Source organism: Pseudomonas danubii, assembly GCF_042980055.1.
GTDB classification, from domain to species: domain Bacteria; phylum Pseudomonadota; class Gammaproteobacteria; order Pseudomonadales; family Pseudomonadaceae; genus Aquipseudomonas; species Aquipseudomonas danubii.
In genome coordinates this window covers 3,023,893-3,045,864 of record NZ_CP116502.1, presented here as the reverse complement: position 1 = coordinate 3,045,864, position 21,972 = coordinate 3,023,893, and the positions used below count along the sequence as shown (strand labels likewise).

21 protein-coding genes are annotated in these 21,972 nt (G+C 60.0%); all 21 read right to left on the bottom strand.

Features of this window, described 5'->3' with window-relative positions; all coding sequences use genetic code 11:
* Positions 1-2: 2 nt before the first annotated feature.
* The 21 genes from fliI to pseB all read right to left on the bottom strand — a co-directional run bounded on the left by fliI (position 3) and on the right by pseB (position 21,966).
* The gene (gene fliI / locus PFZ56_RS14105; RefSeq protein ID WP_102878860.1) at positions 3-1,361 is read right to left on the bottom strand and encodes a flagellar protein export ATPase FliI; all 1,359 of its coding nucleotides are present in this window, start codon (positions 1,359-1,361) and stop codon (positions 3-5) included.
* Complete coding sequence (gene fliH, locus PFZ56_RS14100; protein ID WP_102864023.1) at positions 1,351-2,187, bottom strand: flagellar assembly protein FliH; 837 nt, start codon at positions 2,185-2,187, stop codon at positions 1,351-1,353. The genes fliI and fliH overlap by 11 nt, the downstream gene beginning before the upstream one ends.
* 9 nt (positions 2,188-2,196) lie before the next feature.
* Positions 2,197-3,216 (bottom strand): flagellar motor switch protein FliG, encoded by a 1,020-nt coding sequence (fliG, locus tag PFZ56_RS14095; protein ID WP_011059975.1) that lies wholly within the window; start codon positions 3,214-3,216, stop codon positions 2,197-2,199.
* Entirely contained in the window at positions 3,209-4,996 is a 1,788-nt protein-coding gene (fliF, locus tag PFZ56_RS14090; protein WP_102864024.1) for a flagellar basal-body MS-ring/collar protein FliF, read from the bottom strand. Before fliF ends, fliG begins: the two co-directional genes overlap by 8 nt.
* Positions 4,997-5,011: 15 nt before the next feature.
* Positions 5,012-5,338 (bottom strand): flagellar hook-basal body complex protein FliE, encoded by a 327-nt coding sequence (gene fliE / locus PFZ56_RS14085; protein WP_102864025.1) that lies wholly within the window; start codon positions 5,336-5,338, stop codon positions 5,012-5,014.
* Positions 5,339-5,467: 129 nt separating this feature from the next.
* Positions 5,468-6,874, bottom strand: coding sequence for a sigma-54 dependent transcriptional regulator (locus PFZ56_RS14080; protein WP_170001273.1), 1,407 nt, complete (start codon positions 6,872-6,874; stop codon positions 5,468-5,470).
* Between the two features lie 5 nt (positions 6,875-6,879).
* Positions 6,880-8,073: a PAS domain-containing sensor histidine kinase gene (locus tag PFZ56_RS14075; protein WP_170001274.1), complete on the bottom strand. Its 1,194-nt coding sequence runs from the start codon at positions 8,071-8,073 to the stop codon at positions 6,880-6,882.
* Positions 8,074-8,201: 128 nt separating this feature from the next.
* The gene (locus PFZ56_RS14070; RefSeq protein ID WP_011059970.1) at positions 8,202-9,677 is read right to left on the bottom strand and encodes a sigma-54 dependent transcriptional regulator; all 1,476 of its coding nucleotides are present in this window, start codon (positions 9,675-9,677) and stop codon (positions 8,202-8,204) included.
* A 170-nt stretch (positions 9,678-9,847) separates the two neighbouring features.
* Positions 9,848-10,144, bottom strand: a complete 297-nt coding sequence (locus PFZ56_RS14065; protein ID WP_102864028.1) for a flagellar protein FliT — start codon at positions 10,142-10,144, stop codon at positions 9,848-9,850.
* A gap of 11 nt (positions 10,145-10,155) precedes the next feature.
* Positions 10,156-10,551 carry a flagellar export chaperone FliS gene (gene fliS, locus PFZ56_RS14060; protein ID WP_102878857.1) on the bottom strand — a complete coding sequence of 132 codons (396 nt, stop codon included), beginning with the start codon at positions 10,549-10,551 and terminating at the stop codon, positions 10,156-10,158.
* A 129-nt stretch (positions 10,552-10,680) separates the two neighbouring features.
* A complete protein-coding gene (gene fliD / locus PFZ56_RS14055) occupies positions 10,681-12,126 on the bottom strand; it encodes a flagellar filament capping protein FliD (protein WP_102878856.1) in 1,446 nt (481 codons plus the stop codon).
* 82 nt (positions 12,127-12,208) lie between these two features.
* The gene (locus PFZ56_RS14050; protein WP_110595156.1) at positions 12,209-12,580 is read right to left on the bottom strand and encodes a flagellar protein FlaG; all 372 of its coding nucleotides are present in this window, start codon (positions 12,578-12,580) and stop codon (positions 12,209-12,211) included.
* Between the two features lie 73 nt (positions 12,581-12,653).
* Complete coding sequence (locus PFZ56_RS14045; RefSeq protein ID WP_060838138.1) at positions 12,654-13,505, bottom strand: flagellin domain-containing protein; 852 nt, start codon at positions 13,503-13,505, stop codon at positions 12,654-12,656.
* 243 nt (positions 13,506-13,748) lie between these two features.
* The gene (locus PFZ56_RS14040; protein WP_102878854.1) at positions 13,749-14,018 is read right to left on the bottom strand and encodes a hypothetical protein; all 270 of its coding nucleotides are present in this window, start codon (positions 14,016-14,018) and stop codon (positions 13,749-13,751) included.
* Complete coding sequence (locus PFZ56_RS14035) at positions 14,015-15,304, bottom strand: motility associated factor glycosyltransferase family protein (protein WP_296414959.1); 1,290 nt, start codon at positions 15,302-15,304, stop codon at positions 14,015-14,017. Before PFZ56_RS14035 ends, PFZ56_RS14040 begins: the two co-directional genes overlap by 4 nt.
* A gap of 82 nt (positions 15,305-15,386) precedes the next feature.
* Positions 15,387-16,313 (bottom strand): ketoacyl-ACP synthase III, encoded by a 927-nt coding sequence (locus tag PFZ56_RS14030; protein WP_102864035.1) that lies wholly within the window; start codon positions 16,311-16,313, stop codon positions 15,387-15,389.
* A gap of 231 nt (positions 16,314-16,544) precedes the next feature.
* Positions 16,545-17,597 (bottom strand): pseudaminic acid synthase, encoded by a 1,053-nt coding sequence (pseI, locus tag PFZ56_RS14025; protein ID WP_102864036.1) that lies wholly within the window; start codon positions 17,595-17,597, stop codon positions 16,545-16,547.
* A complete protein-coding gene (pseG, locus tag PFZ56_RS14020; protein WP_170001276.1) occupies positions 17,590-19,095 on the bottom strand; it encodes a UDP-2,4-diacetamido-2,4,6-trideoxy-beta-L-altropyranose hydrolase in 1,506 nt (501 codons plus the stop codon). Before pseG ends, pseI begins: the two co-directional genes overlap by 8 nt.
* On the bottom strand, positions 19,092-19,799 hold the full coding sequence (gene pseF, locus PFZ56_RS14015) for a pseudaminic acid cytidylyltransferase (RefSeq protein ID WP_170001277.1): 708 nt from the start codon (positions 19,797-19,799) through the stop codon (positions 19,092-19,094). The genes pseG and pseF overlap by 4 nt, the downstream gene beginning before the upstream one ends.
* Entirely contained in the window at positions 19,796-20,968 is a 1,173-nt protein-coding gene (gene pseC, locus PFZ56_RS14010) for a UDP-4-amino-4,6-dideoxy-N-acetyl-beta-L-altrosamine transaminase (protein ID WP_102878850.1), read from the bottom strand. The genes pseF and pseC overlap by 4 nt, the downstream gene beginning before the upstream one ends.
* Positions 20,965-21,966 (bottom strand): UDP-N-acetylglucosamine 4,6-dehydratase (inverting), encoded by a 1,002-nt coding sequence (gene pseB / locus PFZ56_RS14005; RefSeq protein WP_170001278.1) that lies wholly within the window; start codon positions 21,964-21,966, stop codon positions 20,965-20,967. The genes pseC and pseB overlap by 4 nt, the downstream gene beginning before the upstream one ends.
* Positions 21,967-21,972: the final 6 nt, after the last annotated feature.

The window sequence follows — 21,972 nt, the reverse complement described above, 5'->3', positions numbered from 1 at the left end:
GGTTAGCCCCCCGTCGCTGGAGCGAAAAGCATTTCCAGGTGGGTCTGGCTATGACCCAGGCTGACGTTGTCGTTAAGGCCCTGGCGCAGGTAGGCAACCATCGCCGGCTGCAGGGAGATTGCGGTGTCGGTATCGCGATCGCCACCGGCGACGTAAGCGCCAACGCTGATCAAGTCCCGAGCCTGTTGATAACGCGACCACAACTGTTTGAAGTATTGCGCCCGGGCCATGTTGTCGGGGCTGATCACCGCCGGCATGACCCGGCTGATGGAGGCCTCGATATCGATGGCGGGATAATGCCCTTCTTCGGCCAGGCGCCGGGACAGCACGATATGCCCGTCGAGCACGCCCCGAGCCGAGTCGGCGATCGGGTCCTGCTGATCGTCACCCTCGGACAGCACGGTATAGAACGCGGTAATCGAACCACCACCGGCCTCGGCATTACCGGCCCGCTCCACCAGCTTGGGCAGCTTGGCGAACACCGAAGGCGGGTAACCCTTGGTGGCCGGCGGCTCGCCAATGGCCAGAGCGATCTCCCGCTGGGCCTGGGCGAAACGGGTCAGGGAATCCATCAGCAACAGGACGTTCTTGCCCTTGTCGCGAAAATACTCGGCGATCCGCGTGCAGTACATCGCCGCCCGCAAACGCATCAACGGCGCATCGTCCGCTGGCGAAGCCACCACCACCGAACGCTTGAGCCCCTCTTCACCGAGAATGTGCTCGATGAACTCCTTGACCTCACGGCCCCGCTCGCCGATCAGCCCGACCACGATGATGTCGGCCTCGGTGAAGCGAGTCATCATGCCCAGCAGCACACTCTTGCCCACGCCGGTACCAGCGAACAGACCGAGGCGCTGGCCGCGACCTACCGTCAATAAACCGTTGATACTGCGAATGCCCACATCCAGCGGCTGGCTGATGGGATCGCGCTTGAGGGGGTTGATGGTAGGACCGTCCATCGGCACCCAGTCCTCGGCACGCATGCCGCCCTTGCCATCCAGAGCGCGTCCGGCGCCATCCAGCACACGCCCGAGCATGCCCATACCCATGGGCAAGCGCCCGGTATCAGCCAGAGGGACAACCCGAGCACCAGGAGCGATCCCGGCCACGCTACCGACTGGCATCAGGAACACCTTGCTCCCGGAAAAACCCATGACTTCCGCCTCGACCTGAACCGGGTGATAGCTGTCATCGTTGATCACCAGGCAGCGGGTGCCCATGGCGGCGCGCAGGCCCTCGGCTTCAAGAGTAAGGCCGACCATGCGCAGCAGGCGGCCTTCAAGAATCGGCTGACCTGGCAGCTTGACGGCCTCGGCGTAACCTTCCAGGCGCTTGCCGAAACTGGTGCGTTCAAGGCGCATCGGGGTGTTCCGCAGGCTCGGCCTGCTCTGGAACGCTGGACTCTGCGGCGTCGACATCCGGCGCCGACGGAGTCCTTGGGCCGAGGTCCAGGCTCAGGTCAGCAGCCGCCGGGTGCAGCGACTGCTCATGCAACTGATCGGACAGTTGATCCAAGGCCTGGGTGATCCGGGTTTCGATACTGGCATCGATGCGGCTGTGCTCGGTCTCGACCCGGCAACCACCGGGCAGCAGCGCCTCGTCCTCGACGATGCGCCAGCTTTCCTCGTGCCGCTCGCGCAGGCTCTTGACCTGCTCGAAGTCCTGCGGATTGACATAAAGACGTACATTGCCAACCCCCAGCGGCAATAGCTTGAGGGCCTCGCGCATGACGTGTTCGATCTGACTGGAATCCATCACCAGCTCACGCTGGATCACCTGCCGGGTGACGTGCTTGACCAGATCCACCAGGGTTTGTTCGATCTGCGTATCTTGCTCGGCGATGGGCTCGAACAAATTGACCATCAACTGTTCGAGCGCCTGCAACTTGGCGACCAGGGCGACTTCAGCCTCCTGGCGAACCTTGAGCGTGGTGCTGTGGAAGCCTTCCTTCTCGCCGGTGGCGAAACCTTCGTTATAGGCTTCCTGGCGAATGCTCTCGAGCTCTTCCAGGGTCAGTGGCTGGACTTCTTCCAGCGGCACTTCCTCGATTTCTTCCGGCACCTCTTCAGGCTCCGGCTCAGGCTCGGGCGGCTCGGGATCGAAACTGGGCAGCGCCCAGACGTCAAAACCCTCGACGTCCCGGGCACGAATCAGTTCGCTTTGGGACTCATCACTGCTGGACGACATAAAGCGACCTTAGATCATTTCTTCGCCGCCCTTCCCACCGAGAACAATCTCTCCGGCTTCGGCCATACGGCGGGCAATAGTGAGGATTTCCTTCTGCGCAGTTTCCACGTCGCTGACGCGAACCGGGCCCTTGGCTTCCAGGTCGTCGCGCAGCAGCTCCGCCGCACGCTTGGACATGTTCTTGAAGATCTTTTCCTTGACCCCTTCGTCCGACCCCTTGAGGGCCAGAACGAGGACATCGGAAGACACTTCGCGCAACAGGGCCTGGATACCGCGGTCATCGACATCGGCCAGGTTGTTGAACACGAACATCAGGTCTTCGATCTGACCAGACAGGTCTTCGTCGACTTCGCGGATCGAGTCCATGAGCTGGCCTTCAATCGAGCTGTCGAGGAAGTTCATGATGTCGGCTGCGCGCTTGATACCGCCCAAGGTGGTACGGGACGCGTTGGAGTTGCCGGAGAATTGCTTCTCGAGAATCTGGTTCAGCTCTTTCAGGGCCGCTGGCTGCACAGTATTGAGCGAGGAAACCCGCAGAATGATGTCCAGGCGCGCCTTGTGGTCGAAGTTGCCCAGCACTTCACCGGCCTGATCCGGATCGAGGTAAGCCACCACGATGGCCTGGATCTGCGGGTGCTCGTAACGGATCACGTCGGCCACGGCCCGTGGTTCCATCCACTTCAGGCTGTCGAGGCCACTGGTGTTGCCACCCAGGAGGATACGGTCGATCAGGCCATTGGCCTTGTCTTCGCCCAGGGCCTGGGTAAGCATTTTGCGCACGTAGTCATCGGAACCGACGCCGAGACTGGTTTGATCGCCGACAATGTCGACGAACTCGCTCATCACCTGCTCGACCTGCTCACGGTGCACGTTGCCCATTTGCGCCATGGCCACACCCACACGCTGAACCTCTTTGGGCCCCATGTGGCGCAGCACTTGCGCGGCATCGGTGGAACCCAGGGACAGCAGCAGAATCGCGGCTTTGTCGACCCGGGTCAGTTTGGCGGTAGCGGCTCGGTTATCACTCATCTGCGTTAATCCACTCTTTCACGACCTGAGCCACACGACCCGGGTCTTCAGCCACCAGACTCTTGATTGCGTTCAACTGAGCGTCATAGCCCTCGCTCGGGCTCGGCAGCAAAATGCTTTGCGGACCGCCCAGGCTGACGCGGTCGTTGGCCAGCTCGCCGTCCAGGCCGCCCATGCCGCCCAGCTCGACGTCGCTGCCCAGCCCTGCCAGTTCCTTGTTCTTGCCGCCGCCAGTGATGTTGTTGAGCACCGGGCGCAGCACGCCGAACACCAGCACCAGGATGAACAACACGCCCAGTACTTGCTTGACGATGTCCCAGAACCACGGCTGCGAGTAGAACGGAATGTCGGCGATCACTTCCCCACGCTCGGCGGAGAACGGCACGTTGATTACGCTGACACTGTCGCCACGGCTGGCATCGAAGCCCACTGCGTCCTGCACCAGGCGAGTGAAGCGCGCCAATTCATCGGCGCTCCAGGGAGCGCGACTGGTTTCGCCGTTAGCCGGGTTGACCTTGACTTGATCATCCACCACCACCGCTACCGACAGGCGATTGAGACGCCCCTGCTGTTGCTTGGTGTGGCTGATGGAACGATCGAGTTCGAAGTTCTTGGTGGATTGTTGACGCTTGTCCGACGGGTACGGTGCCAGCATCGGCTGGCCGGTAGCCGGATCCATGATCTGCTGACCGTTGGCGTCCAACAGCGGCTGACCTGGCTGCACCATGCCCGCGGCGGCGGTAGCGCCACCGGTGGTTTGCGGCGCCGAAGCCGGCGAAGGCGGCTGGTTGCTCAGAGCACCCGGAACGCCTTGCGGACCATTGCTGCTGGAACGCTGCTCGTTGACCGACTGCTCGCTGCGCAAGGCCGGCTGGTCTGGGTTGAACTGTTCGGAAGTGGATTCAACGGCGCTGAAGTCGACATCCGCCGAGACCTCAGCCTTGTAACGATCGTTGCCCAGCACTGGCTGCAGGATGTTGTGCACCCGCTGGGTCAGCATGCCCTCCAGGCGACGACTGTAGTCGAACTGCTTGCCAGCCATGGTCAGCGCGGAGTTTTCCGCTTGATCGGAGAGCAGGTTGCCCTTCTGGTCGACCACTGTGACTTGGGACTTGCTCAATTCGGGGACGCTGGTAGCCACCAGGTTAACGATGGCCATGACCTGGCCTGGCTCCAGGGAGCGGCCGGAGTACAGCTCTACCAGTACCGAAGCACTGGGCTTGCGCTCGTCGCGCACGAACACCGAGCTTTTGGGAATCGCCAGGTGCACCCGGGCGCCCTTGACATTGTTCAGGCTGGAGATGGTACGGGCCAGCTCGCCTTCCAGGCCGCGACGATAACGGGTCGCTTCCATGAACTGGCTGGTGCCCAGGCCTTGCTCTTTATCAAGGATCTCGAAGCCGACGTTGCCGTCACCCGGCGCCACACCGGCGGCAGCCAGTTTCAGGCGAGCACGAGACAGGTCATCGGCCTTGACCAGCAAGGCACCGGAGTTGGGCTCGACGGTGTAAGGAATGTCGGCAGAGGCCAGGGTGTCCATGACTTGCTTGGCGTCCATCCCGGCCAGGCTGCCGTACAGCGGCCGGTAATCGGGCTGCTGGGACCACAGCACCACGGCAAAGCCGATCGCCACGCTGGCGGCCAGGCCTACCAACAGGCCAACCTGACGCAGCATGGTCATCTGGGACAGGTTTTCCAGGAAGGACAAACCGAACAGCGGCGGTTTACCGTCTATCGGGGTGGCCTTGGCCGGTACGTTATCGGCGACTGCTTCTGCCATGACTCAATCTCGTCCTTAAACCGGCATCTGCATGATGTCTTGATACGCTTGAACCAGCTTGTTACGAACCTGGGTCAAGGCTTGAAAAGACACGCTGGCCTTTTGCGAGGAAATCATCACATCCGTCAGGTCCACACCGCTTTTGCCGATCTCGAAGGCACTGGCCAACTGATTGGACGCCTTCTGGGTGTCGTTGACCTTGTTCACGGCCTGGCCAAGCATGTCAGCGAAACTGCTGCCGCTGACCTCTGCCACTGCGGCGGATTTAGGCTGCGACATCGCGTCCATTTGCATGGCCCGCATATCCAGCATCAACCGATTAAATTCAACACCTTGGCTCATGGTCTACTCTCTCTGACGACCCGCAATTTTTTGACGCTCACCGTGCGGTTAGTGAGGTGTTAGCAACAAGGGTGCCAGCTCCATGGCCCAACTCGACAAAAGCCCATCCAGGACTTTGCATATCAGTAATCAGGTCGCAAACAGATAGGCCTCGACGTCCATTCCGGCGTCACGCATCTGCGCCAATTTGTAACGCAGGGTGCGCGGACTGATCCCCAGACGCTCCGCCGCCTCTTTGCGCCGCCCACGCTCGGAACGCAGGGTATCGATGATCATCTGAAATTCCCGGCGCCGCAGATCATCCCCCAGCCCCCCCGACTCCTGAGGCACGCCCTCATCCTCGCCGACCACGCCGCGCAACGCCGACTGACCGGCAGGAGCCAGAGCCGGCAGGGGTGCACAGGCCACCGGCCCGGCCAGGCAGAAATCTTCCGGCTGGATCAGGCCGCCCTGCTGCAGGATCAATGCCCGCTGCAAAGCGTTGTCCAGCTCCCGGACGTTGCCCGGCCATGGATAGGCCAACAGACACGCTTGCGCCTCAGCCGAGAGCCTGGCGGCGGCATGTTTCATTTTATTGACGTGTTTGGCCAGCAGACGCTCGGCCAGCGGCAAGATATCGGCGGTACGCTCGCGCAATGGTCTCCAGGCCAGAGGAAACACCGAAAGACGGTAATACAGATCCTCGCGGAAGCGTCCGGCCGCCACCTCTCCTGCCAAGTCGCGGTTCGTGGTGGCCACTACCCGAATATCCAGAGCGATAGGCTTACGCGCCCCCACCCGCTCCACTTCACGCTCCTGCAACACCCGCAGCAACTTCGCCTGCAGCCCCAGGGGCATTTCGGAAATTTCGTCCAGGAGAATAGTGCCGCCGTCGGCCTGCTCGAACTTGCCGGGCTGCGCGGCGATAGCCCCCGTGAAAGAACCCTTCTCATGCCCGAACAGGGTGGCCTCAAGCATGTTGTCGGGAATCGCCGCACAGTTGATGGCGATAAAGGGCTGGGCACTTCGATGGGAATGCTGGTGGATGTAACGCGCCAACACTTCCTTGCCCGTGCCGGACTCGCCGGAAATCAGCACAGTGGAATCACTACGGGCCACGCGCGCGGCCAGTTCCAGCAATTGCGCACTGGCCGGCTCAAAGGCTACAGGCCCCTCATCCTCGCCCGCCCCCAGGCAACCCAGGGCATGGCGCACCACCAATTCCAGCAGGGCACGAGGCTCAAAGGGTTTGACCAGATAATCGGCAGCGCCTTGACGCATGGCCTCCACGGCTCGCTCGACGGCGCCATGGGCAGTCATCAGCAATACCGGCAACTGCGGTTGGCGGGCACGCAACAGACCCAACAACTGATGACCGTCCATGCCAGGCATGTTGACATCGCTGACCACCAGGCTGAAGGACTCCAAGGCGACCGCTTCCAGCGCCTCTTCCGCACTGCCGACCGCCTTGTAGTCATGACCGGCCAGCAGCAGAGTGTCCGCCAGGGCCTCGCGCAACGCGCGATCGTCTTCAACCAGTAGAACCTTGATTGCCATTACCTTCACTCCACTCCATGAGCACTGGAGAACAGAGGCAATGTCACCAGCGCACAAGTACCACGCCCAGGACGGGAACGCAGCGACAATTCTCCCTGATGCGCACGAGCCACCGCCTTGACCACCGTCAGACCAAGCCCAGTCCCATTGGCCTTGGTGGTGAAAAACGGCTCTCCCAGACGCTCCAGCACCGCCGCATCGATGCCACTGCCGCTGTCACTGATGCACAGCCGCAAGGTGTCACCACGACTGTACAGGTGCACCTTGAGCCGCGCCGCGCCGGCACTGGCTTGCACGGCATTTTCGATCAGGTTGAGCAAGGCACCCACCAGGGTGTCGCGATTGCACAGCAACTCTCCCTGATGACTGTCGCACTGCCAGCGCACGGCAACATCCTGGACATGGGTCAGGGCCGCGGCCTGCAGTGATTGCAGCAGCGACTTGGGAGTCAGGCGATCAGTGAGAGGCAGCTCACCACGAGCGAACACCAGCATGTCGCGCACCTGGTGCTCCAGCTCGTGCAGTCGCTCCTTGAGGCGCCCAGCGAAACGCTGATGAGTGGCCACTGGCAGTTCATGCTCGGTGAGGTGACTGGCATACAACAGGGCCGCCGAGAGCGGCGTGCGAATCTGATGCGCCAGAGAAGCGACCATCTTGCCCAGGGAGGACAGGCGCTCGTGACGGGCCAGTTGATCCTGCAGATGACGGGTTTCAGTCAAATCGTTAAGCAGCACCAGTTGCCCGGGTTCGGCATCCAGTGAGCGGGTAGCGATCGATAGGCGCCGGCCATCGCGCAGGGATATTTCATGACCATCATCCTCGCGGGGCGCAAAGCTGCGGGCGATGATGTTGCGCCACAACTGCCCTTCCAGCGGCAGCCCCAGCAAATCACACGCCGCCGGGTTGGCCTCGCTGACGATACCCTGGCCATCGATGACGATGACGCCACCGGGCAACAGGTCGAGAAGGTTTTGCAGACGGTTGGCCAGACGCTCTTTTTCTGCCAGCTCCTGCATCCGCTGGGCACTGACCACAGCCAACTCGCCCTTGAGCTCAGTCACCCGAGCCTCAAGCATGCTGTAAGAGTCAGTAAGTTGGCTCGACATCTGGTTGAACAAGGCGAAGGCCTGCTCAAGACCCAGCCGGCTTGCCTGCTCTACGGACGACGATTGCCCCGAAGTATCAGGGGCAGGAGACATCTGGGCGGCTTGGGGCATCGTGCTTTCTCGCGTGGCTGACCGTCAGTTAAACGGAACGTTGCAAGAGACTTAGCAATACCCGTGCCTAAAAAAAACCGCCCTTTTTTCAACAACTTGAAAAACAGGCGTCAATCATCCGCCTGTTCATCACCTTCACGACGACTCATGCCGTACTTGCGCATCTTCTCCACCAGGGTGGTGCGACGAATGCGCAGGCGTTCTGCGGCCCGAGCCACAATGCCATTGGCATCGTCCAGCGCTTGCTGGATCAGACCCTGCTCCAGGCTACCGAGGTAATCCTTCAGATCCAGGCCTTCCGGCGGCAGCATGGCGGTGGCAGCAAAGTCCGGCGCATGGCCATTGATCGCCACGCGCTCTTCCAGGTCACTGCGCAGGCTGTCCACCAACTGCTCGTCTTCATCATCGACGTAGCGAAACTTCTTGGGCAGCTCGACCACACCGATCACGCCGTACGGATGCATGATCGCCATGCGCTCCACCAGGTTCGCCAGTTCGCGGACGTTACCCGGCCAGCCATGCCGGCACAGGGACATGATGGCCGCGGAGTTGAAGCGGATCGAGCCGCGCTTCTCATGCTCCATGCGCGAGATCAACTCGTTCATCAGCAGCGGAATGTCTTCCACTCGCTCACGCAACGGCGCCATCTCGATGGGGAACACGTTGAGGCGGTAGTACAGATCCTCACGGAAACTGCCCACTTCAATCATGCTTTCAAGGTTTTTATGGGTGGCTGCGATGATTCGCACATCGACACCCTGGGTCTTGTTGCTACCTACGCGCTCGAAGGTACGCTCCTGCAGCACCCGCAACAGCTTGACCTGCATTGGCAGCGGCATATCACCGATTTCGTCAAGGAACAGGGTGCCACCGTTGGCCAGCTCAAAGCGCCCAGCACGACTGGTAATGGCCCCGGTAAATGCGCCCTTCTCATGGCCGAACAGCTCGCTTTCCAGCAACTCTGCAGGAATGGCTCCGCAATTGACCGGAACGAATGGCGCGTCACGACGCTTGGAGTGGTAGTGCAGGTTACGAGCTACCACTTCCTTGCCGGTCCCGGACTCACCAAGGATCAGCACGCTGGCATCAGTATCCGCCACTTGCTGCATCATCTGCCGCACGTGCTGGATCGCACGACTGGTGCCTACCAGGCTGCGAAACAGGTTGGGTTCGCGGTGACGACCGCGCTCGCGGGCCTGATCGTACATTTCACGATAGACCTGGGCACGGTGCAGGGAGTCAAGCAACTTGCTGTAGCTAGGAGGCATTTCCAGAGTGGAAAGCACTCGACGACGCTGGTCTTCTGGCAAGTCGATGGAAGAATTTTCGCCCATTAACAAAACCGGAAGGAACTCATCCCAGGTTGAGAGTGTCTTTAACAGGCCCAAAAGCGCACCAGGAGCATTTACAGTCCCGATGAGGACGCAAATTACTTCACGACTTGACGACAAAGAGCCGACAGCCTGCTGCCAGTCATGGCTACCGCAGGGTAAATTTTCTTCACCGAGAAAATTTAAAATCACCGCCAAGTCGCGGCGGCGCACGCTATCGTCATCGATCAGCAGAATTTTGGTTTCACGCCACATGCAATAGCAACTTCCCTAGTCAACTCAATGCCCAGAATGAGGGGCAAGCTAGACGCGCTTTAGGCATTTTCTGCCTTATAGACGCCTGAAATCTGAAAACAGCCACTAGTTAAGTCAAAAATGCGTGCACAGTCAAATTTATGGCGCGCAACGTTCGGATTAACTCAACATTAACCGAACAAATGGTAAACCTTTGCTGCGTTCTGTGCTTGGGTGATCTGCGACATCTCGTCGACTATTGCCTGACGCTCACCGGTTGCCACCTCAAGCAGCTGCCGGTAAACACCCAGCAACTCCTCCAGATTGTCCCGCAAGGCGACCTCGTCAACCTGAGCCTCACCAAGCACATCTTCCATGCACGAACGGCAGGCAAGATCCAACTCGCCAATGGCTTGCCAGTTGCGCTCAGCCAAGGCACCAACCAGGGCTTCGCGGGTTTCTTCGATGCGTTGCAGGACAGCACTCATGGTGTTCCTCCTTAGAACTGCGGACCCGGTGCAGCGATGGCATCCCAGCCTTCCTTGACCGTACGCAGCAGATCAGCGACCTCATCGAGAATCTTCGGATCGGTCTTGATATTGGCTTCAGCCAGACGCTTCATCATGTAGGTATAAAGACTGTCCAGATCCCCCAGGGTATCCATGGAGTTTTCCAGGTCCAGCCCCTCACGCAAGCCACCGATGATGCCAATGGCCTTGCCGATGAACACGCCCTTGTTGGCGACATCCTTGCGCTCCATCGCGCCCTTGGCCTGCGCAATACGATCCAGGCCGCCTTCCATCAGCATCTGTACCAGACGATGCGGACTGGCTTCTGAGGTCTGTGCCTGTGCACCCACCTTCTGGTACTGCCGAAGGGCTAACATCGGATTCATGTGATACCTCTTCAAAAATCAAGGGTTCGTATAAGCAATGTATCGACGCAACGTCAAAAAACTTTAGATCAAATGCAAAAGCCCGGAGCGCTGAAAAAACGCTGCCGGGCTTTTGGCGCAGACTGGATATTAGCCTTTTTTCTGTGCGTTCAACGCTTCGAACATCGACGTGATGTTACTGGCGGTGGCCTTCAACTTGCCCACCAAAGTATCCATGTCGTTGTACTTCTTGGTCAGTACCGCGGTCAGCGTCGCCACTCGACGGTCAAGAGCATCCTGCTGATCGCTGAGCTTTTTCTTGGTGATATCCAGGGTCTTGGTCCGAGTGGTGAGAATCCCCTCGGTCATACTGCCTACGCCCTGAGTGAACGGCTTGATAGCGGAAGTCATGCGATCAAGCAGGCCCGGATTGGTGCCATCGCCGGAAAACAGCTTCTGCACCTCGCCACCGAGCTTTTTATCGGTCATGGCGGCAGTGAACTTCTTATCGTCGAAGTCCAGGGCGCCAGTCTTTTGGTTGGTGGTAATCCCCAACTGCGCCAGTACCGTCAACTTGTCACCCGCCCCCACTTCCGACAACGGCGCACGAATCGCCGCCAGAATCGAACGAGGCAGAGCGTCACCGGTCAACTGAGCAGGGACCGTCAGCTTGCCGTCGTCGTCCAGCGAGGGCTTGGTCAAGGTCGAAATACCATTGGCCACGGCGTTATAGGCATCGACAAACTTCTGAATCGAAGTTTTCAGACCCTCTGTATTGGTCGCAACAGTGATAGTGATCGGCTTATCGGTCTGGGTCGGGGCCAACAAGTTGAGCTTGAGGCCGGAAACAGCCTGAGTGACGGTATTGGTCTTGCTGGTCAGTTGCATGCCATCGATTTTGAAAACCGCATCCTTGGCCAGCCCACCAATGTTGCCCGATGCAGCGGCGCCTGCCCCCATAGATTGGGTGCCGTCAATTTCCAACCCGGCGATACCACTGACAGAAATATCAGAGCCCGCACCGGTCTTGTCAGAGCCAATCACCAGACGCGAGCCGAACGAGTCAGTCACAATGTTGGCACTGATTCCGGACATGGCCATCTTGGAGTCGGCGTTGATCGAGTCACGCACCGACTGCAATGTCGCATTCGCGCCGATCGTCAGCGGATAGTTAATGCCATTTTGAGTGATGTTCAACGTACCACTCGGAATGGCACTGGTATTTCCTCCGGCAAAAGCCTTACTGGCCACTTTTGACGAAGTTGCAAGATTGGACACCTCAACAGTGTACTTGCCAGCTACCGCATAGTTGTCGGCTGTGGCATCCACAGTTTTGTTGTCGCTGGAGGTCGCCGCAAAGCCGGCAAAGGAGGGATTGACCGAACTTCCAAGCCCTGTGACCGAGAGGGTGCTCTGAAAAGTCGACAACAGCGATTGCAAGGTGCCGATACCGGAAATGCTCGCACTGTTGCTGGCAGTTGCACGGTCAATCTGACCCTGCTTGGCCGCTTTATCAGCCGCAACCAACGCCTTGACGATAGCACCGGTGTCGAGGCCGGAACCCAGACCGGTACCCGGTAGAATTGGACTTGCCATGTGTTTCTCCCTTCAGTGTGCCGCCGGTCTTTTGACCACTACAACGTCCAAAAGAACACAGCAACAAGTTTCATGCCAGCTATCAGACTTTCGCGCTGAACAGCAGACTGCTGGCGTCATTCAAGCTATTGGCCAATCTCAGCACTTCTTCGTTGGGGATCTGACGAACCACCTCACCCGAATCACTGGCAATCACCTTGACCACAACCTGGCCGGAGGGCTCGTCGATCGAGAACTCCAGATTGCGCTTGACCGACTGGACGAATTTCTCGATTTCCTGAACGGCCATCTTCAACTTGTCCTGCTCGGTCTGAGCATCTTTCTTGCTGTCCTGGCTGGCAGCCTCAACCACAGCAGGCACCACCTCTCGAGGCTTCTCCACGGGCTTGTCAGCAACGGGCGTCACCGGCTTGGCCGCTGGATAAGACAAGTTCAGCTTCACGCTCATATCCATGTCCATCACCTCTTAAAGTAAAAAAGCGAGAGAGCACGACCAGCGCACTCCCCCGCCAAAGCTTAGCCAGCTATTACTGAAGCAGTTTCAGTACAGCGGATGGCAGTTGGTTGGCCTGGGCCAGAACTGCGGTCGAAGCTTGTTGCAGAGTCTGCTGCTTGGTCAGCTGGGCAGTTTCAGCAGCGAAGTCGGTATCTTGTACGCGACCCAGTGCAGCACTGGCGTTTTCGTTGATGTTCTGCAGGTTGGAGATGGTGCTGGTCAGACGGTTCTGGGCAGCACCGAGGTCGGCACGGCTGGAGTTGATGGTCTGCAGCGCCTTGTCGATAGCGTCCATAGCAGCTTTGGTGCTGGCTTCAGCAGTGGTGCTGTCAGTACCGGTAATGGCGATGGTCGCGGAACCCACGCTCAGGGTTGCAGCGTCGAAGCCGCTGGCCAGAGTGATGGTGATCTGGTTGGTAGCGCCAGTGTTGGAACCAACCTGGAAGGTCATGGTGCCAGCAGTACCGTCGATCAGGTTCTTGCCGTTCAGGTTGGTCGACTTGGCGATACGGGTCAGTTCGTCCGACATCTGAGCAAATTCTTTGTTCAGAGCAACACGGTCTTGAGTACCGTTGGAGTCGTTTCGCGACTGAACAGCCAGTTCACGCATACGCTGCAGGATGTTGGTGGATTCTTGCATCGCGCCTTCAGCGGTCTGGGCGATGGAGATACCGTCGTTGGCGTTCTTGATCGCCATGGTCTGACCACGGATCTGCGAAGTCATACGGGTAGCGATCTGCAGGCCGGCGGCGTCGTCTTTTGCACTGTTGATTTTCAGGCCGGAAGACAGGCGAGTCATCGAAGTCGACAGAGCGTCGGAAGCGCGGTTCAGGTTCTTCTGAACGTTCAACGACGTGACGTTAGTGTTTACTGTTAAAGCCATGACGAATTCCTCGTTGGTTGGGTACTGCGGCTTCCGGCCCTGGCAACCGCCGGGTAATGGCCTAGAGAACCTTCGTAATAGTTATCGTCGCCAATGCAAGTTGCTTTAGGGCTTTTTCAAAAATATTTGCCATCACCCTGCCACCCCTTGGAAAACAAGGGGTTAAGCCCATCAACAAGCGAAAAAATGACGCCAGAAAACCCACGCAAAAACCAACTTTGAGCCCTCAGATGGGATACCTCGTCAACCGTCGAGCCCAACCTGCAGCCAATCCAACATTTCATATTCAAGATAATCAGCCAGACCCAACCAGTTCTGCATTTCCTGACAGGCCAGCATCAGTCCCAGCAGCCGAGCCCAGTCCTGCTGAACCGAAACCGGCGCACTGTCCACCCACAACTGTATGGGCTCGAACAACTCCACCATGCCCCCTACAGCTTCTACATCCCGGCCCAGCCGGAACAGATCGGCAACTTCCCGCGCACGATCAAACACAGGCTCAAGTCGCGTCATTGAACAAAGTCCCCATGGAAGGTGGTGCCCAGGATCATCGCGCCACTGCGACTGGTATTGAAGAACGCCACTTCAGGCCGACTCGCGATGTAACGCTCCAGCTCGCACAGATAGCTGCGAAAGTTGAGCTGAGTCTTGACCCGCTGTCCGTAACCGTCCATCACCCAATGCCGGGCCACGCCGGCCTGAGGCCCGAGATCACCGTCCTGCCAACCGGCGTGAGTACGATTCTGAGGAAAAGCGAAATCAGCACCAAACAGAGTGATCCGCCTGCCTCCCATCTTCACCGCGAGGTCCACGGCCGGATGAATCACGCTGCCTCCGGCATGCAACTGCGCCCGCGGCAACCGCTGGCGCAACGCCTGGAATACCGGACTGGAGGAATAGCCCACATACCGCGGCCCTTGCCAACCTTCAAGAACCAGCGGGTCCGCCAGGGGCATATAGACCAGGACGACGCCTTCACTGCCCTGGCCCGGCAGGTGCCGCGTGGAGATTCGCTGATCGATACTGACCACCAGGTCCACCCGGATGCCTTGCTTGAGCAGGGGCAGATAGGCCGTATCCACACAGATCAACAACGGCCGCTCAGGTTGTCCGGCCACGACCCGCAATGCCGAGTAATGCTGTTCCAGACTTGGCCCCGTAGCGATCACGAACACCTCGCGCCCAGGGTGAAGATCAAACAGTTCGGCAACATCTCGATCCGCCCGAACCCAGGGCTCGATGGCAGCCAGGCGCGCGGCGATATCCGGCGTATCGGCCGAAAACAAACGATTGTTGAAGGACAGATGGGTCTCGCTGATCAGCCGATCACGAATCTTCGCGTTGTAGTCATCGGCCAGCACCAACTCGGCCGGCAGGGCAAAGAACGGCAGTTGAATCTCCGGCAGATCGCCGGCATACAGCAACTCGACCCGCGGATCGGCCAGCCAGTCCTGCTGATCAAGCAGTTGCAGCACCAGCCTGAACACCGCGCCATTGAGGATGTGCACGTACAAGCGCTTCAGCTCCGGCCGCTGGAGCAACGCCAGTTGCAGATCCCCCAAGCCACAGCCGTACAGATGCAGGACCGGCGCCTCAGGCAGGCTGGCGGCCTGGGTATGCGCCTCACGGGTACGATCATGACGACTGGTGAGCTGAATACCTGCAATGCTCAGGGTCGAGCCCAGCCCCTCAACCAGATCGGCCTGCAACGCACCACTGTCTTCAGCCTGCAGCCGCTCCAGCAGCACCGGCCAGCGCTCGCCCAAGATCCGGGCATTGTGTTCCAAGCTGTCGCTCATGCTGCCTCGCTTATCACTCGCGCAAAAAAATAGCGCTCAAGATTACACCTTGAGCGCTACGTGTGCCGCCGGAAGCTGAGCGTCAGGAGCGATAGATAATCGCCGACCCCCAGGACAAGCCAACGCCGAAACCACTCAAGGCCACGCGCTTCCAGCTGGAGTCGAACATGTGCTTTTCCAGCAGCAGCGGAATGCTCGAGGAAACCGTGTTACCGGTTTCCACCATGTCCTTGATGAACTTGTCCGGATCGCCCTCGAAACGCCGGGCCACGGCGTCGACAATCGCGGCACTGCCCTGGTGAATGCAGAAGGCATCGATATCGTCAGGCTGCAAGCCCGACTCGGCCAGCAACTCGTGCAGGTGGGCAGGTACCTTGAGCAGCGCGAAGTTGAACACCTGGCGGCCATTCATGAAGAACACGCCGTCGCTGACTTTCAGGTGCGGAGCACCGGAGCCATCGGTGCCGAACTTGGCCTTGCCCAACTGCCAGGTAGCGCCCTCACCCAGCCAGGTGGCGGTGGCGGCATCGCCGAACAGCATGGTGGTGTTGCGGTCTTCAGGATCGACGATCTTCGAATAAGGATCGGCGGTGACCAACAGGCCGTTCTTCAGGCCCGCAGCTTCCATGAAGCCCTTGATGGCATAGATACCGTAGACATACCCGGAACAGCCCAGCGAAATATCGAAGGCCGCCACTGTGGTCGGCAGACCCAGCTTGTCCTGAACGATCGCGGCAGTGTGAGGCAGCCCCTCCTCGTCACCGTTCTGGGTGACCACGATCAATACGTCGATAGCTTCACGCTTGAGTTCCGGGTTGCTGGCGAACAGGGCATTGACCGCTTCGACACACAGATCGGAAGTCTCTTGCCCGTCGTCTTTGCGCGGCAAAAAAGCAGAACCGATCTTGCCCAGGATGAAATCTTCATCCTTGGCGAATTTTGCACCTTGTGCGTAATTGTCCACGCCGGCTACAGGCACGTAGCTCGCAATGCTTTTTATGCCAATCATTACGGCTTCCCAATAATAAACAGCTCAATACCCCCGCTCAGTCACTGAGCAGGGGCTGCCGAAAGAAACACAGATACTTGCGCCGAACACAACGGCATCGGGAAGAACCAAGGGCTATCACGGGTCCTGTCACGCAGGGCTGGCGCCATCTTCCCGGGCAATACAATACAGTGAAGATGCACGTTATGACTCACAGGTCACGCTATTTTGCCGAATCAGCCACACAAAGGCCTATTCGATGAGCGCCCAGTCCAGTGCCGTGCCGCGCTTGAGGGCCTGACGCGCACGACGGCCGAGCAGCGCATCGTAGTGCTTGGGAGCCAGCCCCAGCCCGGGACGGATTGCCCGCACGTTGTCGGCACTGAACAGCTCCCCGGCCTGCATGTCCCGAGTGACATACAACGACCGACGGTACATCAGCGACTTGCTCTCGGCCTGAGTAGCGCCATAGCGCACTTGCCCCATGGCCTGCCAGGCCCGCTCGGTTTCCACCACTAGGCTGGCCAACTCCCCTGGCTCCAGGGAAAAACTGGCGTCGACCCCACCGGCCGAACGGTCCAGGGTGAAGTGCTTTTCGATCACCGTGGCGCCCAGGGCCACAGCAGCCACCGAGACCCCAACCCCCATGCTGTGATCGGACAAGCCCACCTCACAGCCGAACAGTTCCCGCAGATGAGGAATAGTCAGCAGGTTGCTGTTGGCCGGCGAAGCCGGATAGGTGCTGGTGCACTTGAGCAATACCAGATCCCGGCAGCCGGCCTGCCTGGCGGCCTGCACGCTTTCGTCCAGCTCGGCGATGCTGGCCATGCCGGTGGAAATGATCAGCGGCTTGCCGGTGGCGGCGACCCGGCGAATCAGCGGCAGATCGGTGTTTTCAAAACTGGCGATCTTGTAGGCCGGAACGTCGAGGCTCTCGAGAAAGTCCACCGCGCTCTCGTCGAACGGCGTGGAAAACGCCAGCATGCCCAACTCACGTGCCCGAGCGAAGATCGGCTCGTGCCACTCCCATGGCGTATGGGCACGCTGGTACAGGTCGTAAAGCGATGAACCGGCCCACAGGCTGTCCGGGTCCTTGATGAAAAACTCCCCCTGATCCAGGTCCAGGGTCATGGTGTCGGCGGTGTAGGTCTGCAACTTCAGGGCATGGGCACCGGCCCTGGCTGCGGCCTCGACAATCTGCAGGGCCACATCCAGCGACTGATTATGGTTGCCGCTCATCTCGGCGATGATCAACGGCGCCGCACCCGCACCCACGCAGCGCGAGCCGATCTTGAAACTAGTCATCCAGATGTTCCTTCAACACACGGGTGAATTCGCAGGGCGCCTGGCAATAGCCGGCCCGGCGAAACAATGTCAGCGAAACCTGATTCTCTGCCAGCACCCTAGCCCCCAGACGCTGCACATCGGGCCAATGGCGCATCAGCCAAGCCTCGCCCTGCTCCAGCAGCGTCCGCCCCCAGCCCAAGCCCAGGTGCTCGGCAAACAGGTAGATCGACACATCCGCCTGAATGCCTTGGCGGTCATAGCGCAGCACCCCTACCGCCCCCGAGGCTATTTCCGCTATCAGCAACAGCCGCTGCGGATCATTCACAGCGGCCTCCAGCCAGCGCACATGGTCCGGCCACTCAAGCGCCTCGGGCTGCTGGGACCAACGCCTGACAGGCTCAGCATTGCGCCCCTCGAACAGTAGCCGGGCATCCTCCATAGTCGCCGGACGCAAGCGCAGTACCGCAGTGAACAACGCCGCCGCCACTCGCTGCACGCCCCGACCATCCACCAGCTCGCGGGCCCGGCGAGACAGGCTATGCCGCAGCCCCGGATTGCCCAGCAACAGACTCAGGGCCTGGCGCACCTGCTCCACGCTGACCTGCTCACAGGCCCCCAGGTACAAGTGGGCACCCGCCTCGGCCAGCAACCGGGCATTGGCCTCCTGGTTAGCGGCCACGGTGATGCACAGCGTAGGCACGCCCAATACCGCCCGCTCCCAGCTGGTACCGCCTCCCGCGCCCAGGCACAGGTCGGCCTCGACCAACAGCCCGGCGAAATCCTTCACATAGCTGTGCAGTCGCCAGTGCGGCCGTTCGGCAGCCAGGGCCTGCATGGCCTGCCAGTCCGGGTTGCCGCTGCCGGCGACGAAGTCCACCTGCAGATCGTGAAAATCCAGCAGTGCCAACATGGCCTTGTGGGTCTGACCGGCGGCATCGAAGCCGCCGAAGTTCACCAGCAAGCGCCGCGCCTGTGGCCGGATCGATATCGGTGGACGGCGGAACTCTTCGCGCAGCAAGGCGTAGTGCGGGCCGAACAGGGTCCGGCACGACGCATCGTGCAATCCGGAATAAGCCTGGACACTGCCGCTGAAATTCTGGTCCAGCAACAGGTCCACGGCATGCTTGCGGTTGGCCAGATCATCGATCGCGGCAATCCTCGGCGCCCATTGGCGAGCGGCGCTCTGCCATTGATGATCAAGGCCGTAATGATCCACCAGCACCCAGTCGAAGGCCGGCTGAGAGGCCAATGCCAGCTGCAGCGCGGCAATGTCCGCCTGCCAGGGCAAAGGCGCCTCGATCCCCAGCTCTGGATGCTCGCCGACGTAGCACTCCGGCAATTCAAAGGCCTGGAAGCCCTCGGCCCGCAGCGCCTCCAGGCGATGGCCGGGCAGACGCCGACAGGCGAACGCCACATCAGCACCCTGACGGCGCAGTTCCTGGGCCAGGGTCAGGCAGCGGGCCACGTGGCCACTGCCGATGGCCGGCGACGCGTCGGCGCGGATCAGCACCCTCACTCCAGCTCTCCTGCGGCCTTCAGCGCGGCATACAGGTATTCAGCTCGCTGCCAGTCCTCTTCGGTATCGATGTCCTGCACCAGATGACGGGGCAGGATCACCGGCAGGCTGCGGGGCGAGAACAGCACCTCCCCCTCCAGCCAGGACTGGCTCCTGCCCCAGTAGAACTGCCCGGCATCCTGATAGGCCGGTGGCAGATCCTGGGAACGGCTCTGGCGAAATTCCGGGTACAGGGCATTGAGCGCCCCCTGCTCATCGAGGGTCAGCGCCCGCTGCACGGGAAAGCCGAAGCTGCACACCGAGAAGGCGAACGCCTTGTCCGGGTGCTGCACCAGCGTCTCCAGCCCCTGGCGCAGATAACGCACCTGCAGCAAGGGCGCGGTGGCGTAGATACAACACGCGTACTCAAACACTTGCCCCTGCTCCTGCAACGCCTGCAGGGCATGGACAATCACCGCTGCCGTGCCGGTGAAGTCATCTGCCAGGGACTGTGGCCGAATAAACGGCACCTCGGCGCCACAGGCGAGCGCCAGTTCGGCGATCTCTGGATCGTCGGTGCTGACCACCACTCGCTGGAACAATCCGCAACTCAAGGCCTTGTCAATGGAGCGAGCGAGCATCGGCACCCCATCAAAGGCCCTGAGGTTCTTGCGCGCGATACGCTTGCTGCCGCCTCGGGCAGGAATGATGGCGATTGCGCTCACGATATTGACGGCTCCTGAATCCAGCGTCGCACCTGCTGGACAACATAGTCCTGCTCGCTGTCACTCAACCCGGGATAAATCGGCAGGCTGATGGCTTCTGCGTAATAGTGCTCAGCCTCGGGAAAGTCCCCCTGGGCGAAGCCCAATGCCTGGTAATAGGGCTGCAGGTGCACCGGAATGTAATGCAGATTGACCCCGATTCCCGCCTCACGCAGCCCCTCGAAGACCTGCCGATGGGAGCGCTGCAATCCGTCGAGCTGCAAGCGCACCACATACAGGTGCCAGGCCGACTGCGCATCAGCCTGAGCCTTGGGCAGCGTCAACGGCAAGTCCTGCAACAGCTGCTGGTATCGGGCTGCCAGGTACTGGCGTCGCTGTACAAAGCCATCCAGTTTTTTCAACTGTGACAAGCCCAGCGCCGCCTGAAGATCGGTCATTCGATAGTTGAAGCCCAGCTCCACTTGCTGGTAATACCAGGGACCATGGCTGGCCTCACTCATCTGTTGCGGATCACGGGTCATGCCGTGGCTACGCAAGCGCCGTAAACGATCCGCCAACTCAGGACGATTGGTCAGAACCATCCCTCCCTCGGCACTGGTAATGATCTTCACCGGATGAAAGCTGAACACGGTCATGGCGGCAAACTCGCCGCACCCGACGGGCCGGCCGGCATAGCGCGCACCCACCGCGTGAGAGGCGTCCTCGATCACGGTGAAGGCATAACGCTCGGCCAGTTCCGCCAACTGGCGCATGTCACAGCTCTGTCCGGAAAAAGCCACCGCCACCACCACCTTGGGCAGGCGCCCCATGGCCTGGGCAACCTGCAGCTTGCCAGCCAAGGCCTCGACATCAAGATTCCAGGTCTGCGGATCGATATCGACAAAATCCACATCCGCGCCGCAATAACGCCCGCAGTTGGCCGAAGCCAGAAAAGTGTTGGGGCTGGTCCACAGCCAATCGCCTGGCCCCAGGCCGGCCGCCAGGCAAGCAATGTGCAAGGCCGCCGTGGCATTGCAGACGGCCACCCCAAAGGCTGCTTCGCAACGGGCCGCCACGGCCTGCTCAAAGGCATCTATGGTGGGTCCCTGAGTCAGCCAGTCGGACTGCAAGACGGCCAGAACCGCATCAATATCCGCCTGATCCACGCTCTGGCGGCCGTACGGAATCATGCCGAAATCCCGTCATGCAACTCAGCAATCTGCCCCACCGAGAGAAAGTGCGGATTGGTATCGGAGCGGTACTCGAAATCCTCGGCGACCGAAACGCCCCTCTCCCCGACCCCATCAACGGCAAAATCGACATTGACACTGGTGAAGCGAATGGACGGTTGAATCGTGTAGTGATCGGCAAACTCCAGGGTCATGCGCGCATCATCCAGAGGCACCATCAACTCATGGAGCTTCTCCCCAGGACGGATGCCCACCTGTTTCTGCGGCAGATGAGAGGCCATGCCCGACGCCAGGTCGACAATGCGAATCGAGGGAATCTTGGGCACGAAGACCTCACCGCCATGCATACGGGCAAAGCTGTCCAGAACAAACTGCACGCCGTGATCCAGCGTGATCCAGAACCGCGTCATGCGCTCATCGGTGATCGGCAGTTCCCTGGCGCCCTCGGCAATCAGCTTGCTGAAGAACGGCACGACCGAACCACGGGAGCCGGCGACATTGCCGTAGCGCACCACGGCAAACCGGGTTGGCTGCTCACCGGCAATATTGTTCGCCGCCACAAACAGCTTGTCCGACAGCAGTTTGGTGGCGCCGTACAGGTTGATCGGGCTCGCTGCCTTGTCGGTAGACAAGGCCACGACCTTCTTCACCCCGTTGTCGATGGCCGCGGCAATGATGTTCTCCGCACCATTGACGTTGGTACGAATGCATTCCGTGGGGTTGTACTCGGCAGCCGGCACCTGCTTCAGGGCGGCAGCATGGATCACATAGTCGATGCCGCGCATGGCTTGGCGCAAACGCTCGGCATCACGCACATCGCCGAGAAAATAACGCATGCAAGGGGCATTGAAGGTTTGCTGCATTTCATACTGTTTGAGTTCGTCACGGGAAAACACCACCACCCGCTTGGGCTGATACTGCTCCAGCAGACGACGAATGAAATTGCGCCCGAACGAACCGGTGCCACCGGAAATGAAAATCGACTTGCCGTTGAACATGACTGA

Coding starts and splice junctions, on each gene's coding strand:
- fliI (WP_102878860.1), bottom strand. CDS start 1,361: ATGCGCCTTGAACGCACCAGTTTCGGCAAGCGCCTGGAAGGTTACGCC.
- fliH (WP_102864023.1), bottom strand. CDS start 2,187: ATGTCGTCCAGCAGTGATGAGTCCCAAAGCGAACTGATTCGTGCCCGG.
- fliG (WP_011059975.1), bottom strand. CDS start 3,216: ATGAGTGATAACCGAGCCGCTACCGCCAAACTGACCCGGGTCGACAAA.
- fliF (WP_102864024.1), bottom strand. CDS start 4,996: ATGGCAGAAGCAGTCGCCGATAACGTACCGGCCAAGGCCACCCCGATA.
- fliE (WP_102864025.1), bottom strand. CDS start 5,338: ATGAGCCAAGGTGTTGAATTTAATCGGTTGATGCTGGATATGCGGGCC.
- PFZ56_RS14080 (WP_170001273.1), bottom strand. CDS start 6,874: ATGGCAATCAAGGTTCTACTGGTTGAAGACGATCGCGCGTTGCGCGAG.
- PFZ56_RS14075 (WP_170001274.1), bottom strand. CDS start 8,073: ATGTCTCCTGCCCCTGATACTTCGGGGCAATCGTCGTCCGTAGAGCAG.
- PFZ56_RS14070 (WP_011059970.1), bottom strand. CDS start 9,677: ATGTGGCGTGAAACCAAAATTCTGCTGATCGATGACGATAGCGTGCGC.
- PFZ56_RS14065 (WP_102864028.1), bottom strand. CDS start 10,144: ATGAGTGCTGTCCTGCAACGCATCGAAGAAACCCGCGAAGCCCTGGTT.
- fliS (WP_102878857.1), bottom strand. CDS start 10,551: ATGAATCCGATGTTAGCCCTTCGGCAGTACCAGAAGGTGGGTGCACAG.
- fliD (WP_102878856.1), bottom strand. CDS start 12,126: ATGGCAAGTCCAATTCTACCGGGTACCGGTCTGGGTTCCGGCCTCGAC.
- PFZ56_RS14050 (WP_110595156.1), bottom strand. CDS start 12,580: ATGGATATGAGCGTGAAGCTGAACTTGTCTTATCCAGCGGCCAAGCCG.
- PFZ56_RS14045 (WP_060838138.1), bottom strand. CDS start 13,505: ATGGCTTTAACAGTAAACACTAACGTCACGTCGTTGAACGTTCAGAAG.
- PFZ56_RS14040 (WP_102878854.1), bottom strand. CDS start 14,018: ATGACGCGACTTGAGCCTGTGTTTGATCGTGCGCGGGAAGTTGCCGAT.
- PFZ56_RS14035 (WP_296414959.1), bottom strand. CDS start 15,304: ATGAGCGACAGCTTGGAACACAATGCCCGGATCTTGGGCGAGCGCTGG.
- PFZ56_RS14030 (WP_102864035.1), bottom strand. CDS start 16,313: ATGATTGGCATAAAAAGCATTGCGAGCTACGTGCCTGTAGCCGGCGTG.
- pseI (WP_102864036.1), bottom strand. CDS start 17,597: ATGACTAGTTTCAAGATCGGCTCGCGCTGCGTGGGTGCGGGTGCGGCG.
- pseC (WP_102878850.1), bottom strand. CDS start 20,968: ATGATTCCGTACGGCCGCCAGAGCGTGGATCAGGCGGATATTGATGCG.
- pseB (WP_170001278.1), bottom strand. CDS start 21,966: ATGTTCAACGGCAAGTCGATTTTCATTTCCGGTGGCACCGGTTCGTTC.